We start from the raw sequence: 15,313 nt of genomic DNA on the forward strand, positions 1-15,313 counted from the left end.
GCTCGGTTCTTCCCGACAGATCGCCCCGCTCGCACGCATGCCTCTCGGCACGGCAGGATCGGGGTGTTCACATCGGCGGTAACCCACGACCCTGTGAGCGGTGAAACGAACTGCACTAGCCTGTCACGGAGGCAGGCTCGAATCAAGAGTGCTGGATGGGATGCAGCTGTGATCATGGACGGGAACCGGCCTCCGACCAGGCCGGGAAGCGGCCGGCGGCCCCTCGGCCTGCTCCTCCTGGTCGCTGTTCTGGCGCTGGAGACCGCTGCCGTGGCGTGCATCACGGGGTGGCTCGTGATCGAGCTCCTCACCACCCGGGCCGGCTCCATCGGCGGCGGGATCGCGATCGTCGCGCTCTCCTTCATCGCCCTGGCCTGGGTCGCCGCGACGACCGTCGGCACCGCCCGGCGCCGCAGCTGGATCCGCGCCTCCGCCCTGACGATCCAGCTGGTGATGATGGCCGTCGCCCTCGGCGCGTTCCAGGGGCAGTACGCCGTGCCGGACATCGGCTGGGCGCTGCTGGCGCCGGCCCTGCTGGCCGTGGTGCTGCTCTTCCTGCCGAGCACGGTCGCCGCCACCCGCCGCGACCCCGGGCTGGGCTAGCGTCACCGAGCCGGCCGCCCCGCGCCGGCGTCACTGGGCTAGCGTCGGAGGATGGACTCCACCCGACTCGGCCTCAGCGGCCTCCAGGTCTCCCCGATCATCCTCGGCTGCATGAGCTTCGGCGCGCCCGACCGCGGTGCGCACGGCTGGAGCATGGGGGAGGAGGAGTCGCGGCCCTTCCTCCGCCGGGCGCTCGAGCTCGGCATCACCACCTTCGACACCGCCGACGTCTACTCCGACGGCACGAGCGAGGAGTTCGTCGGCCGGGCGCTGGCGGACTTCGCCGTCCGCGAGGAGGTCGTCATCGCGACCAAGGTGCACGGCACGATGCGCCCGGGCGCGAACGGTGGCGGGCTCTCGCGTCGGCACATCCTCAGCGCGATCGACGACAGCCTCCGCCGCCTCGGCACCGACTACGTCGACCTCTACCAGATCCACCGCTGGGACCCGCAGGTCCCGATCGAGGAGACGATGGAGACTCTGCACGACGTCGTCCGCTCCGGCAAGGCGCGCTACATCGGCGCGTCGAGCATGTGGGCGTGGCAGTTCGCGAAGGCGCAGTACACCGCCGACCTCGGCGGCTGGACCCGCTTCGTCTCGATGCAGGACCAGTACAACCTGATCCAGCGCGAGGACGAGCGCGAGCTGCACCCGTTCTGCCTCGACCAGGGCGTCGGAGTGATCCCGTGGTCGCCGCTGGCCCGCGGGCGCCTCACCCGCGACTGGGACGCGACCACGTCGCGCACCGAGACCGATCTCTACGGCAAGACGCTCTACCACCAGCAGGAGGAGGCCGACCGCCGCACGGCGGGCACGGTCGAGCGGATCGCGGCCGAGCGCGGCGTCCCGCGCGCGCAGGTCGCCCTCGCCTGGGTGCGCCAGCAGGAGGCGGTCACCGCGCCGATCGTCGGCGCGACGAAGATGCAGCACCTCGAGGACGCGGTCGCCTCCGTCGACGTCGAGCTGACGGCCGACGAGCTCGACGCCCTCGGCGCCGACTACGCCCCTCGCTTCAACGAGGGCTTCTAGCCGCCGGCGGATCTCGATACGCCCGCTGCGCGGGCTACTCGATCAGCATGTACCGCCAGGATGGCGGGCGGCCGCCTTGCATGGATCACCGAAACGGCGGGCGGGTGCCCTGCATGGATCGCCCGAAGGGGCGGGCGGCTGCAATGCATGCTGGTCGAGTAGCCGCCGGAGGCGGCGTATCGAGACCCGGCGGATCAGGCCAGCTTGAGCTTCTTGCGCAGCGCCTGCACGTGGCCGGTGGCGCGCACGTTGTACTGGGCGAACTCGAGGGCGCCCTCGGGTCCGACGACGAAGGTCGACCGGAGCACGCCGACGACCGTCTTGCCGTAGCTGTTCTTCTCGCCCCAGACGCCGTAGGCGCGGTGCACGGCCATGTCCGGGTCGCTCAGCAGCGGGTAGGCGAGGCCGTGCTCGTCGGCCCAGCGGCGCAGCGCCTCCGGGGTGTCCCGCGAGACGCCGAGCACCTCGTAGCCGGCCGCCTGCAGGGCCGCGGTGCTGTCGCGGAAGTCGCACGCCTCGGTCGTGCAGCCGGGGGTGTCGGCCTGCGGGTAGAAGAAGAGGATGACGCGGCGGCCGCGCAGGCTTTCGAGGGCGACGGGTCGGCCGTCCTGATCCGGCAGCGTGAAGTCCGGGGCGGCGTCGCCCGCGGCGAGGCGCTCGTCGACGGGGATCGGGGGGAGGGCGGTGTCGGTCATCGTCTGCTTCCGTCGGTGGTGGCGAAGGTGGTCAGGAGGCGCTGGAGCGAGTCGAGGCGCTCCGGCCCGCTCGCGCCGAGCAGCCCGCCCTCGACGGCCTCGATGATCGCGCAGTCGGGGGAGTCGGGGAGGTGCGTGCAGCCGCGCGGGCAGTCCTCGGCGAGCACGGCGAGCGTCGTGAAGGCGCCGAGGATGTTGTCGGTGTTCACGTGGCCGAGGCCGAAGGAGCGCACGCCCGGGGTGTCGATCACCCAGCCGTGCCGGTCGCCGCGCTCGACGCGCAGCGAGACGGTGGAGGAGGAGGTGTGCCGGCCGCGCCCGGTCACCGTGTTCACCCGGCCGATCGCCCGGTGCGCGTCGGGGACGAGCTTGTTCACGAGCGTCGACTTACCGACTCCGGAGTGGCCCACCACGACGGTCTCGTGGCCGAGCAGCGCCTCGGCGATCTCGTCGACGGGCGGCTCGTCCTGGCTGGAGAGGAAGACGCGGAGGTCGAGGCCCTCGAAGTTGCGCAGGAACGGCGCGGGGTCGGCGAGGTCGGTCTTGGTGATGCAGAGCATCGGGGTGATGCCGGCGTCGAAGGCGGCGACCAGGTAGCGGTCGACCAGCCGGGTGCGCGGCTCCGGATCGGCGGCGGCCACCACGCACACCATCTGGTCGGCGTTGGCGACGATCACCCGCTCGATCGCGTCGGTGTCGTCGGCGCTGCGGCGCAGCAGCGTCGAGCGCTCGCGGATCCGGACGATGCGGGCGAGGGTGCCCTCGTCGCCGCTGGAGTCGCCGACCACGTCGACGCGGTCACCGGGGACGATCGCCTGCTTGCGCAGCTCGCGGGCGCGCGCCGCCGTGAACTCGTGCTCCTCCGGGGTGCCGTCGCCGATCATCACCGTGTAGCGGCCGCGGTCGACGCCGAGGACCATCGCGATCTCGGCGTCCTCGTAGGCCGGCCGGTTCTTCGTCCGCGGCTTGGTGCCCTTGGGGTTCGGCCGCACTCGCGCGTCCGACTCGTCGTAGCCGTCGAAGTCGTCGAGCACTCCGTCGGCGTCGAGGCCGCTGTCCGTCCACCACGACACGGGTCAGACCCCGCCCGCGAGTGCGGTCCAGAGCTCGGGGAACTGCGGCAGGGTCTTCGAGGTCGTCGCGATGTCCTCGATCGCGACGCCGGGGACGACCAGGCCGATCAGCGCACCGGCGTGGGCCATGCGGTGATCGGAGTAGGTGCGCCAGCGGCCGCCGTGCAGCGGCGCGGGCTCGATCCGCAGACCGTCCTCCAGCTCGGTGACGGAGCCGCCGAGGCCGTTGATCTCGGCGGCGAGCGCGGCGAGGCGGTCGGTCTCGTGGTGGCGGATGTGGCCGATGCCGGTCAGCGTGCTCGGGCCGCTCGCGAGCGCGGCGAGGGCCGCGAGCGCGGGGGCGAGCTCGCCGCCCTCCGAGAGGTCGAGCTCGACGCCGAGGATCTCGTCCCCGCCGCGGACGACGAGGTCCTCGCCGTCGCGCTCGACGCTCGCGCCGAACAGCGGCAGGATCCGCTCGAGGTGCGCGCCGACCTGGGTGGTCTCGGCCGGCCAGTGCCGGAGGCGGACGGTGCCGCCGGTGACGAGTGCGGCGGCCAGGAACGGCGCGGCGTTGGAGAGGTCGGGCTCGATCAGGACCTCGGCACCGGCGATCCGCTGCGGCGCGATCGTCCAGGTGCCGGGGGTCGAGGCGTCGACGCTCACGCCGCGGGCCGCGAGGGCGGCGATCGTCATGTCGATGTGCGGCTGGCTCGGCAGCGCGCCGCCCTCGTGCGTCAGGCGCAGGCCCTCGTCGAACCGGGCCCCGGCGAGGAGCAGGGCCGAGACGAACTGGCTCGAGCGGGTGGCGTCGACCACGGCGTCGCCGCCGCGGATCGAGCCGGAGCCGTGCACGGTGAAGGGGAGCGAGCCGCGCCCGTCGTCCGCCACGTCGACGCCGAGCGAGCGGAGGGAGGCGATGGTCGCGCCCATCGGCCGCTTGTAGGCGTAGGCGTCGCCGTCGAAGGTGGTCGGCCCGAGCGCGAGCCCGGCGAGCGGCGGCAGGAAGCGCATCACCGTTCCGGCCAGGCCGCAGTCGATCGTCGTGGAGCCGAAGAGCTCCTCGGCCGGCTCGACGACGAGGTCGGCGCCGAAGGAGCCGGTGGCGCCCTCCTCGCGGATCGTCGTGCCGAGCGAGCGCAGGCCCTCGATCATCAGGGCGCTGTCGCGCGAGTGCAGCGTTGCGCGCAGCACGGACGGAGCGTCGGCCAGAGCGGCGAGGACGAGCTCGCGGTTGGTCAGCGACTTGGAGCCGGGCAGCTCGACCACGGCGTCGAGGGCGCCGGCGGCGGACGGCGCGGACCAGTCCTCCTCGCCGGGGAGCGCGCGGGCGTCGCCGTACGGATCGAACTCGGGAGCGGAATAACGCGAGAAGACCATCGGTTGTCAGAGTAGTCGGCGAACGGACCGACGGCAGGATCAGGCGGAGGGCGAGGCATGACGGCGACGATCGACCTCGTGCGACCCCGGCCGGCCCGACCGGCCGCCTCCCGGCGCCGCGGCCTAGAATCGCGTGTGATGACTCGCGACGACAGCACACGCCCCAGCACCGCCGACGAGGCGCAGGCGATCGAGGAGACCGAGACGATCGAGGAGACCGTCGAGGAGGCTCTCGACGACGCCGCTCCCGACGCTCCGGTCGATCTCCGCGCGCTGTTCGAGCAGCAGGCGCTGCCCTTCATCGACCAGCTCTACGCGGCCGGCCTGCGGATGACCAAGAACCCCTCCGACGCTCAGGACCTCGTCCAGGAGACGTTCGCGAAGGCGTTCGGCGCGTTCAAGCAGTTCGAGCAGGGCACGAACCTCAAGGCGTGGCTCTACCGCATCCTCACCAACACGTTCATCAACTCGTACCGCAAGAAGCAGCGCGAGCCGTACCAGAGCGCGATCGACGAGCTCGAGGACTGGCAGCTGGGCGGCGCCGAGTCGACCACCGCCACCTCGAGCCGCTCGGCCGAGGCCGAGGCGATCGACCACCTCCCCGACACCGCCGTCAAGGAGGCCCTGCAGGCGATCCCGGAGGACTTCCGGCTCGCCGTCTACTTCGCCGATGTCGAAGGCTTCTCGTACCAGGAGATCGCCGACATCATGAAGACCCCCGTCGGGACCGTGATGAGCCGGCTGCACCGCGGCCGGCGCATGCTGCGCGAACGACTCACCGACTACGCACGCGAGCGCGGGATCCGCGCCGCTTTCACCACCGGGAGCACGAAATGACCGACTGCGGCTGCACGAAGGCGAAGGCCGAGCTCGAGGAGTACCTCCACAACGAGCTGTGCAAGGAGGACGCCGCCGACATCCGCGAGCACATGGCGAACTGCCCCGACTGCTCCGGTGAGGCGAAGGTCGGCGTCGTGCTGACCGTCGCCGTGCAGCGCGCGTGCAAGGAGACGGCGCCGGAGGACCTCCGCGCCCAGGTGCTCGGCATGCTGCGCGATGCGCAGGCGAGCCACGCGGCTGCTCCGGCGCGGGTCTAGCGCTCCGCACTCCCTGCTCGACGACCTCCGGCTCGTCGGAACGTGCCCGGCTCGCTGGAGCCGCCCGTTCCGGCGAGCCGGAGGTCTTTCCGCGTGCCGGACTCTCGTGAGGCGAGAGGTCGCCGAGGTCCGGCTCGTGGAACGACGTCCGGCTCGCCGGATCCGAGGATTCCGACGAGCCGAAGTCGATTCCGCGAGCCGGAGCCGCCGCCGAGGGGGCGGCTCCGGTCGGTCGGTCAGCGCTGCAGTGCGCGGCCCAGCAGGTCGGCCTGCTCGGACGCGTGCCGCTTCGCCGAGCCCGCGGCGGGGGAGGCCGCGGCCGGGCGCGAGACGACGCGGATCGGCCGGTCCAGCTGCGGAGCGACGTTCAGCGCGATGAACGGCCAGGCGCCCTGGTTCTCGGGCTCGTCCTGCACCCAGACGAACTCCGCGTCCGGGTAGCGCGCGGCGATCGCGCGCAGCTCCTCGATCGGCGCCGGATAGTACTGCTCGACGCGGACCAGCGCGATGCCGTCGTCCGGCTTCTTCTCCAGCTCGGCCTTGAGGTCGTAGTGCACCTTGCCGGCGTGCAGGAGCACCCGGGTCACGGCCGACGCGTCCTGGATGCGGGCGTCGTCGATCACGGGCTCGAAGCGGCCCGAGGTGAAGTCCTCGACCGGGCTCGACGCCCCGCGCAGGCGCAGCATGGCCTTCGGCGTGAAGACCACCAGCGGGCGGCGCGGCCGCGAGTACGCCTGGCGGCGCAGCAGGTGGAAGTACGACGCCGGGGTCGACGGGCGCGCGACGGTCATGTTCCGCTCCGCGCACATCTGCAGGTAGCGCTCGATGCGGGCGGAGGAGTGGTCCGGGCCCTGGCCCTCGTAGCCGTGCGGGAGCAGGAGCACGAGCGACGAGCGCTGGCCCCACTTCTGCTCGGCGGAGGAGATGAACTCGTCGATGACGATCTGGGCGCCGTTCGCGAAGTCGCCGAACTGCGCCTCCCAGAGCACGAGCGAGTCGGGACGCTCGACCGAGTAGCCGTACTCGAACGCCATCGCGGCGTACTCCGAGAGCAGCGAGTCGTAGATCCACAGGCGGGCCTGCGAGTCCGACAGGTTCATCAGCGGCAGCCACTCCTGGCCGTTCTCGCGGTCGTGCAGCACCGCGTGGCGCTGGACGAACGTCCCGCGGCGGGTGTCCTGGCCGACGAGGCGCACCGGGGTGTCCTCGAGCAGCAGCGAGCCCAGCGCGAGCAGCTCGCCGAACGCCCAGTCGATCGAGCCGGAGCGGCTCATCTCCTGGCGCTTGGTGAGGAGCTGCTGCAGCTTCGGGTGCACGGTGAAGCCCTCGGGCGGCGAGGTGAACGCGTCGCCGATGCGGGTGACCACCTCGGCCTTGACGCCGGTCACCTCGGGCTCGCCGGGGTAGTCCTCGCCCTGCTGGGCGTCCGGCAGCTCGAGGTCGGCCACGGAGTCGCCGTCGGCGCTGATCACCGGGATCGCGCCGGTCTGCGCGGCGTGCGTCTCGGCGAAGGCGCGCTCGAGGCGGTCCTGGAAGTCCTGGTGCGCCCGGTCGTACTCCTCCTCGGTGATGTCGCCGCGACCGACGAGCGCCTCGGTGTAGAGCTTGCGCACCGAGCGCTTGGCCTCGATCAGGCTGTACATCAGCGGCTGGGTCATCGAGGGGTCGTCGCCCTCGTTGTGGCCGCGGCGGCGGTAGCAGATCAGGTCGATGACCACGTCGCGGTTGAACCGCTGGCGGTACTCGAACGCGAGCTGGCCGACGTGCACGACGGCCTCGGGGTCGTCGCCGTTCACGTGGAAGATCGGCGCCTGGATCGTCTTCGCCATGTCTGTCGAGTAGATCGAGGTGCGCGCCTCGTGCGGCGGGGTCGTGAAGCCGACCTGGTTGTTGATGTTGATGTGGATCGTGCCGCCGGTGCGGTACGCCCGCAGCTGGGACATCTGCAGGCCCTCGACGACCACGCCCTGGCCCGCCATCGCGGCGTCGCCGTGGACGAGGATCGGCAGGGTGGTGAAGGTGCCGATCGGCTTGCGGTCCTGCTTGGCGCGGACGATGCCCTCGAGCACGCCGTTGACGGCCTCGAGGTGCGAGGGGTTCGCCGCCAGGTAGACGGGGATCTCCTCGCCGCCGGCGCCGCGGAAGGTGCCCTCGGTGCCGAGGTGGTACTTCACGTCGCCCGAGCCCTGGACTGTCTTGGGGTCCTGAGTGCCCTCGAACTCGCGGAAGATCTGGCCGTAGGTCTTGCCGGCGATGTTGGTCAGCACGTTGAGGCGGCCGCGGTGGGCCATGCCGATGGCGACCTCGTCGAGGTCCGCGTCCGCCGCGCCCTGCAGGACGGCGTCCAGCAGCGCGATCAGCGACTCGCCGCCCTCGAGCGAGAAGCGCTTCTGGCCGACGTACTTGGTCTGCAGGAAGGTCTCGAACGCCTCGGCCTCGTTGAGACGGCCGAGGATCCGCAGCTGCTCGTCGTGGCCCGGCTTCTCGTAGCCGCGCTCGAGCTTCTGCTGCATCCAGGCGCGCTGCTCCGGGTCCTGGATGTGCATGTACTCGACGCCGACGGTGCGGCAGTAGGAGTCGCGCAGGATGCCGAGGATGTCGCGGAGCTTCAGCTGGCGGGAGCCGCCGAAGCCGTCGGTGACGAACTCGCGGTCGAGGTCCCAGAAGGTGAGGCCGTGGTTCTCGATGGCGAGGTCCGGGTGCGAGCGCTGGACGTACTCCAGCGGGTCGACGTCGGCCATCAGGTGGCCGCGGACGCGGAAGGAGTTGATCAGCTCCTGCACGCGCGAGGTCTTCGAGACGCGCTCGGCGAGGTCGACGGCGATGTCGGTCGACCAGTGGATCGGGTCGTAGGGGATGCGCAGCGCGGAGAAGATGTCCTCGTAGAAGCCGCGCTTGCCGAGCAGCAGCTCGTGCACGATCTTGAGGAACTCGCCCGAGCCGGCGCCCTGGATGACGCGGTGGTCGTAGGTCGAGGTCAGCGTGATCGTCTTGCCGATGCCGAGCTCGACGAGGGTCTTCTCGGACGAGCCCTGGAACTCCGCCGGATACTCGAGGGCGCCGGCGCCGATGATGCAGCCCTGGCCCTTCATCAGCCGGGGCACGGAGTGCACGGTCCCGATGCCGCCCGGGTTGGTCAGCGAGAGGGTGGTCCCGGCGAAGTCGCCGGCGGCGAGCTTGTTGCCGCGGGCGCGCTTGACGAGGTCCTCGTAGGCGGCGAGGTAGGCGGTGAAGCTCAGCGTGTCGGCGCGCTTGATGCTCGGGACGAGCAGGGCGCGGGTGCCGTCGGGCTTGGGCATGTCGATCGCGATGCCGAGGTTGATGTGCGCGGGGGCGACCACCGAGGGCTTGCCGTCCGGCTCGTCGTAGTAGACGTTCTGGCTCGGGAAGTCCTTGAGCGCGCGGATCAGCGCCCAGCCGATCAGGTGGGTGAACGACACCTTGCCGCCGCGGGTGCGCCGCAGGTGGTTGTTGATGACGATGCGGTTGTCGATCATCAGCTTCGCGGGGATGGTGCGGACGCTGGTGGCGGTCGGGATCGACAGGCTCGCGTCCATGTTCGTGGCGAGGCTCTTGGCCATGCCGCGCAGGGGGGAGACGACGTCCTCCTCCACGGCGGCGGCGGGCTCGGCCGGCTTGCTCACGGGCGCGTCGGCCGGGATGGGCTGCGCCTTCGGCTGCTTCGAGGTGGTCTTCGCCGTGCTGGTCGCCGAGGTGGCCGGGTGGCTCACCGCTCCGCCCGCGCTCGTCGACACGCGCTCGGCGACGGGCGCCTTCGCCGGGGCGGCGGGGGCGGCGGCCGCGGGGGCCTCCGCGCCGGCGGGTGCGGCACCGCCGAGCTGCTTGCCGTAGCGCTCGAGGATCGGCCACCAGGACTCGTCCACCGAGGCCTTGTCGGCGCTGTACTGCTCGTACAGCTCCTCCACCAGCCACTCGTTGGCCCCGAAGTCCTCCGAGCCCTGATCTGTTCCCGCTCCGGTCAACTGGCTCGACACAGCCGATCGCCCACTCTCTCCGTTGATTCGTTCTCGATCATCCGGACGGCACCGTCGCATCCGACACGCATCTGGGCGTCGTCGCCCGGTCCCGTCCCGGTCGTCAAGCCTAGCCCGGATCCTCCGGCGAAGGTCCCCAGCCGGGCCGGAGTAGCGTCGTCTCCATGCGCTTCTACGGTGGAACACCCTCCGGCGACCTCACCTACTCGGACGTCTTCCTCGTTCCCGGCCGGTCCTCCGTGACCAGCCGGCTCGATGTGTCGCTCGCCCCCGGTGACGGCACCGGAGCCAGCATCCCGATCGTCTCCTCGAACATGAACTCGGTCACCGGGCCCCGGCTCGCGGCGACGCTCGCCCGGCGCGGCGGGCTCGGCGTCCTCCCGCAGGACATGCCGCTGCAGCAGCTCGACGCGGCGATCCGCTGGGTGAAGGACCAGCCGGTCGCCTTCTCCGGGGCGCTCACCGCCTCGCCGTCGACGACCGTCGAGGAGGCGCTCGCGATCCTCCCGGCCGTCGCGGGCCACGGCTTCGTGGTGCAGGAGGAGGACGGCACGATCCTCGGCTGCGTCCCCGCCGCGCGGCTCGCCACTGCCCTGGAGGACGCCAGGCTCGGCGACCTCGTGCACGGCGCCTCCGCCTCGATCGACGCCGATGACGTCACCACCGCGCGCGCCGCCTTCGACCTGATGGTCGCGGCCGACCTCGACTTCGCCCCGGTGCTGCACCACGGCACGCTCGTCGGCACGCTCTCGCGCACCGGCGCGCTGCGCTCGACCATCTACGACCCCGCGCTGGACGCCGACGGGCGGCTCCGCATCGCCGCGGCGGTCGGCATCAACGGCGACGTCGCGGCCAAGGCGCGCGCCCTCGTCGCCGCGGGCGTCGACGTGCTCGTGCTCGACACGGCCCACGGCCACCAGGAGGGGATGCTGCGCGCGCTGCGCACCGTCTCCGCGCTGAAGCTCGGCGTGCCGATCGCGGCCGGCAACATCGTCACCGCCGACGCGGTGCACGACCTCGTCGACGCGGGCGCGGACATCCTCAAGGTCGGCGTCGGCCCGGGCGCGATGTGCACCACGCGGATGATGACCGCTGTCGGGCGGCCGCAGTTCTCCGCGGTGCTCGAGACGGCGGAGCGGGCCCGCGAGCTCGGCGCGCACGTCTGGGCCGACGGCGGCGTGCGCTACCCGCGCGACGTGGCGCTCGCGCTCGCGGCCGGTGCGGCCTCGGTGATGATCGGCTCCTGGTTCGCCGGCACGATCGAGGCGCCGGGCGAGCTGCGCAGCGACGCGGCCGGCCGGATCTACAAGGAGAGCTGGGGGATGGCCTCGGCCAAGGCCGTGCAGGAGCGCTTCGACCGCCTCGACGCCTACGAGCTCGCCCGCAAGCGGCTCTTCGCGGAGGGCATCTCCTCGTCGATGATCTACCTCGACCCGCTGCGCCCCTCGCTCGAGGACCTGCTCGACATGATCACCTCGGGCGTGCGCTCCTCCTTCACCTACGCCGGGGCGCGCAGCGTCGCCGAGTTCCACGAGCGCGCGCTGGTCGGCCTGCAGTCGGCGGCGGGCTACGAGGAGGGCAAGGCGCTGCCGGTCAGCTGGTGACCGCTCGCCGGTGACCGTCAGCCGGTGCCCGGCGCGCGCGTGCTAGAACCGAGCCCATGACGATCGTCGACAACGCCGTGTACGTGGGCGGTCACCGCATCCGGAACCCCGACTCGCTCGAGGACACCTTCGAGCTGATGCGCGACGAGCACGGCATGGCCTGGATCGGGCTCTACCGCCCGAGCCGCGAGGAGGTCGAGGCGGTCGCCCAGGAGTTCGGGCTGCACCCGCTCGCCGTCGAGGACGCGCTGAGCGGCCACCAGCGGGCGAAGCTCGAGCGCTACGACGACGGGCTCTTCGTGGTGCTCCGTCCTGCGCGCTACGTGGACTCGGCGGAGACGGTCGTCTTCGGCGAGCTGCACGTGTTCGTGGGCCCCGACTTCGTGGTCACCATCCGGCACGCGGACTCGCCGGACCTGGCGGCGGTGCGCAAGCGGCTCGAGGGGGACCCGTCGCTGCTCTCCCGCGGACCGGAGGCGGTGCTCTACGCGATCCTCGACCAGGTCGTCGACGAGTACGCGCCGGTGGTGCAGGGCGTGCAGGGCGACGTCGACGAGATCGAGGACCAGCTCTTCGGCGACGGCTCGGACGACGGGCTCTCGGAGCGCATCTACCGGCTCTCCCGCGAGGTCATCCACTTCCAGCGCTCCGTGCAGCCGCTGACGGCGCTGCTGCGCGAGCTCGCCGAGGCGCCGGACGCGGCCCCGGGCGCCGACGCGACGCTCGACCACGTCGAGCTGCACCGCTCGCTCCGCGACGTGCTCGACCACACCATCCGGGTGACGGAGGCCGTCGACGCGCTGCGGGCGATCCTGGACAAGGCGCTGACCGTGCACTCGACGCTGGTCTCGCGGCGGCAGACCGAGACCGGGCTGGCCCAGAACGACGTGGTGCGGAAGATCTCGTCCTGGGCCGCGATCCTGTTCGCGCCGACGCTCGTCGCGGGCATCTACGGCATGAACTTCGACGACATGCCGGAGCTGCACTGGCGGCTCGGCTACCCGTGGGCGATCGGGCTGATGCTGGTCTTCGGCTTCGTGCTCTACGCCGTGTTCAAGCGCAAGAAGTGGCTCTGAGCGCGGCCCTGCCGGAGCCGGGCTGCCGCTAGACTCGACGCCACAATGGACGACCCCCCTTCTGCGCATCCGCCCTCGCACCGGCTCGTTCGGATCTCCCCGATCCCCTCGGGCACGATCCTGCAGCCGCTCCCGCTTCCGCTGACCGGGGGTGATCCCCGTGGGCACTGAGTGGCTCCTGCTCGGCGTCGGCCTGCTGCTGACGCTCGGCACCGGCGTGTTCGTCGCGAGCGAGTTCGCGCTGGTCAACCTCGACCGCGCCGATCTCGAGGCCCGCCGCGACCGCGGCGAGACCCGCCTCGGCATGACGATCGCCGCCCTCCGCGTCACCTCGACGCACCTCTCCAGCGCGCAGCTCGGCATCACGCTGACGACGCTGCTCACCGGCTACACGATGGAGCCGGCGCTCTCGACCCTGCTGCGGGTGCCGTTCGGCGGTCTCGGGATCCCGGACGAGGTGCTGACGCCGATCATGACGGTGCTCGCGATCGTCATCGCGACGCTGCTGTCGATGATCCTCGGCGAGCTGGTGCCGAAGAACTTCGCGCTGGCGCTGCCGCGGGCGACGGCGAAGCTGGTCGTGCCGATCCAGACCGCGTTCACGACCGTCTTCCGCCCCGCCGTCGCGCTGCTGAACGGCAGCGCCAACGCCCTGCTCCGCCTGGCCGGCATCGAGCCGAAGGAGGAGCTCTCGGGCGCCCGCAGCGCCGAGGAGCTCTCGAGCCTGGTGCGCCACTCCGCGAGCGCCGGACTGCTCGAGGAGGACACGGCCGACCTGCTCGGGCGCACCCTCCGCTTCTCCGCGCTCTCCGCGGGCGACGTGATGACGCCGCGGCTGCGGCTGTCCACGCTCGAGCGCTCCAGCACCGCCCAGGACGTCCTCGACCTCGCCCGGACCACCGGCCTCTCGCGCTTCCCGATCACGGACGACGACATCGACGACATCGTCGGCGTCGTGCACGTCAAGCAGGCGGTCGCGGTGCCGCGCGGCAAGCGCTCCGAGGTGCCCGTCACCGCCCTGCGCTCGGAGCCGCTCCGCGTGCCCGAGACGATGAAGCTCGACGTGCTGCTCACCGAGCTGCGCGGCCGCGGCTTCCAGCTCGCCGTCGTCGTCGACGAGTACGGCGGAACGGCGGGCGTCGCGACGCTCGAGGACCTCGTGGAGGAGCTCGTCGGCGAGGTGGCGGACGAGCACGACCGCTCGCGCCCCGACGTCGTGAAGCTGCCCGGCTCGACCACCTTCCCCGGCATGCTGCGGCCCGACGAGGTGCGCGACCGCGCCGGCGTCGTCATCCCCGAGGAGGGGCCGTACGAGACGGTCGCCGGGTTCGTGATGAGCGAGCTCGGCCGCCTGCCCGCCGTCGGCGACGAGGTGCCCGTCGAGGGCGGGTCGCTCCGCGTCGAGCGGCTCGACGGCCGGCGCATCGACCGGCTCCGCTTCACCCCGGACCCCGACGCTGCGGGCGAGGGCATCCCCGACCCGCTCGCCGACGTGGGCCGGCCGCACCGAGGACGCCAGGAGGCCGACCATGAGTGACTGGGCAGGAATCGCCTGGCTCGTGGTGCTGCTCGCCGCGAACGCCTTCTTCGTCGGAGCGGAGTTCGCGGTCATCTCCGCGCGCCGCTCCCAGATCGAGCCCCTCGCCGAGAGCGGACGCCGCAGCGCGATCACCGCGCTCGCCGCGATGGAGCACGCCACCCTGATGCTGGCGACGACGCAGCTGGGCATCACCGTGTGCTCGCTGCTGATCCTCAACGTCAGCGAGCCGGCGATCCACCACCTGCTCGAGGTGCCGCTGCACGCGGTCGGCATCCCGGACGAGTTCTCGGGCACGGTCGCCTTCGTGATCACCCTGGTGATCGTCTCGTTCCTGCACGTCGTGCTCGGCGAGATGGTGCCGAAGAACATCTCGTTCTCGATGCCGGACCGCGCCGTGCTGCTGCTCGCGCCGCCGCTCGTCGCGATCGCCCGCGTGATCAGCCCGATCATCGTCGCGCTCAACGCGATCTCGAACGGGGTGCTGCGGCTCTTCCGGGTCGAGCCGAAGGACGAGGCGAACAGCACTTTCACGCTCGAGGAGGTGCAGACGATCGTCGACCAGTCGACCCGCGAGGGCACCCTGCGCAGCAACGGCACCCTCCTCGCCGCGTTCGAGTTCACCGAGAAGAAGGTGCACGACGTGGCGCTGCCGCTCGACGGCATCGTCAGCCTCCCCGCCGGAGCCTCGCCCGCCGACGTGGAGCGCGCCGTCGCGAAGCACGGCTTCTCGCGCTACGTCGTGCTCGGCGAGGACGGGCAGCCCGAGGGGTACATCCACCTCAAGGACGTCCTCGACCTCGACGGCGACACCGAGGGGCCCAAGTTCCGCCTGCCCATCCCGGCCAAGCGGATCCGCCAGCTCGCCTCGATCTTCGAGGCCACCGACCTCGAGGACGCCCTCGCGATCATGCGCCGCACCGGCGCCCACCTCGCCCGCGCCTTCGACGAGCAGGGCCGCGCCACCGGCGTCCTCTTCCTCGAGGACATCATCGAGGAGTTGGTCGGCGAAGTCGACGACGCCACCCGCCGCTGAGGCGCGGGCCGGGGAGGCGGCGCTCGCGGCGTTGTCGTCGGTCGCGATACCGCCGGTATCGCTCCCTCCTCCGCCTTGCGATCACCACCTCCCCGGCCCGCGCCTCGACTTCTGATGAGGCGGGGGCAGCGGCTTCGCCGACTGCGGGGGCAGCGGCTTCGCCGACTGCAGTGGGCAGCGGCTTCGCCGACTGAGATGGGCAGCGGCTT

The 15,313-nt window shown here is 71.9% G+C and carries 12 protein-coding genes; 8 read left to right on the forward strand and 4 right to left on the reverse strand.

Features of this window, described 5'->3' with window-relative positions:
- The first annotated feature begins 294 nt into the window (after nt 1–294).
- Nucleotides 295–603, forward strand: coding sequence for a hypothetical protein (locus MT351_RS13680; protein ID WP_243582419.1), 309 nt, complete (start codon nt 295–297; stop codon nt 601–603).
- 51 nt (nt 604–654) lie between these two features.
- Nucleotides 655–1,632, forward strand: coding sequence for an aldo/keto reductase (locus tag MT351_RS13685; protein ID WP_132435829.1), 978 nt, complete (start codon nt 655–657; stop codon nt 1,630–1,632).
- Nucleotides 1,633–1,826: 194 nt separating this feature from the next.
- Here MT351_RS13685 and bcp read toward each other — a convergent pair whose 3' ends face one another.
- The 3 genes from bcp to aroA are packed head-to-tail and all read right to left on the reverse strand — an operon-like array spanning nt 1,827 to nt 4,759.
- Complete coding sequence (bcp, locus tag MT351_RS13690; protein WP_132435828.1) at nt 1,827–2,327, reverse strand: thioredoxin-dependent thiol peroxidase; 501 nt, start codon at nt 2,325–2,327, stop codon at nt 1,827–1,829.
- The gene (gene rsgA, locus MT351_RS13695; protein ID WP_173250401.1) at nt 2,324–3,400 is read right to left on the reverse strand and encodes a ribosome small subunit-dependent GTPase A; all 1,077 of its coding nucleotides are present in this window, start codon (nt 3,398–3,400) and stop codon (nt 2,324–2,326) included. The genes bcp and rsgA overlap by 4 nt, the downstream gene beginning before the upstream one ends.
- A gap of 3 nt (nt 3,401–3,403) precedes the next feature.
- Nucleotides 3,404–4,759: a 3-phosphoshikimate 1-carboxyvinyltransferase gene (gene aroA / locus MT351_RS13700; protein WP_243582420.1), complete on the reverse strand. Its 1,356-nt coding sequence runs from the start codon at nt 4,757–4,759 to the stop codon at nt 3,404–3,406.
- A 138-nt stretch (nt 4,760–4,897) separates the two neighbouring features.
- Between aroA and MT351_RS13705 the strand changes: the two genes are divergently transcribed.
- A complete protein-coding gene (locus MT351_RS13705) occupies nt 4,898–5,596 on the forward strand; it encodes a sigma-70 family RNA polymerase sigma factor (protein ID WP_123702688.1) in 699 nt (232 codons plus the stop codon).
- On the forward strand, nt 5,593–5,856 hold the full coding sequence (locus tag MT351_RS13710; RefSeq protein ID WP_123444408.1) for a zf-HC2 domain-containing protein: 264 nt from the start codon (nt 5,593–5,595) through the stop codon (nt 5,854–5,856). Before MT351_RS13705 ends, MT351_RS13710 begins: the two co-directional genes overlap by 4 nt.
- 236 nt (nt 5,857–6,092) lie before the next feature.
- Here the strand turns inward: MT351_RS13710 and MT351_RS13715 are convergent, their stop codons facing one another.
- The gene (locus MT351_RS13715; RefSeq protein WP_207901630.1) at nt 6,093–9,851 is read right to left on the reverse strand and encodes a multifunctional oxoglutarate decarboxylase/oxoglutarate dehydrogenase thiamine pyrophosphate-binding subunit/dihydrolipoyllysine-residue succinyltransferase subunit; all 3,759 of its coding nucleotides are present in this window, start codon (nt 9,849–9,851) and stop codon (nt 6,093–6,095) included.
- 164 nt (nt 9,852–10,015) lie between these two features.
- On the opposite strand from MT351_RS13715, the gene MT351_RS13720 reads away from it, so the two are divergent.
- The 4 genes from MT351_RS13720 to MT351_RS13735 all read left to right on the forward strand — a co-directional run bounded on the left by MT351_RS13720 (nt 10,016) and on the right by MT351_RS13735 (nt 15,104).
- Nucleotides 10,016–11,455 carry a GuaB1 family IMP dehydrogenase-related protein gene (locus MT351_RS13720; RefSeq protein WP_132435825.1) on the forward strand — a complete coding sequence of 480 codons (1,440 nt, stop codon included), beginning with the start codon at nt 10,016–10,018 and terminating at the stop codon, nt 11,453–11,455.
- Between the two features lie 56 nt (nt 11,456–11,511).
- Entirely contained in the window at nt 11,512–12,531 is a 1,020-nt protein-coding gene (corA, locus tag MT351_RS13725) for a magnesium/cobalt transporter CorA (RefSeq protein ID WP_132435824.1), read from the forward strand.
- A gap of 160 nt (nt 12,532–12,691) precedes the next feature.
- Nucleotides 12,692–14,068: a hemolysin family protein gene (locus MT351_RS13730; protein WP_243582421.1), complete on the forward strand. Its 1,377-nt coding sequence runs from the start codon at nt 12,692–12,694 to the stop codon at nt 14,066–14,068.
- Entirely contained in the window at nt 14,061–15,104 is a 1,044-nt protein-coding gene (locus tag MT351_RS13735; protein ID WP_123444413.1) for a hemolysin family protein, read from the forward strand. Before MT351_RS13730 ends, MT351_RS13735 begins: the two co-directional genes overlap by 8 nt.
- Nucleotides 15,105–15,313: the final 209 nt, after the last annotated feature.

The organism is Rathayibacter sp. VKM Ac-2926, assembly GCF_022815565.1.
In the GTDB taxonomy this organism is placed as follows: Bacteria; Actinomycetota; Actinomycetes; order Actinomycetales; family Microbacteriaceae; genus Rathayibacter; species Rathayibacter festucae.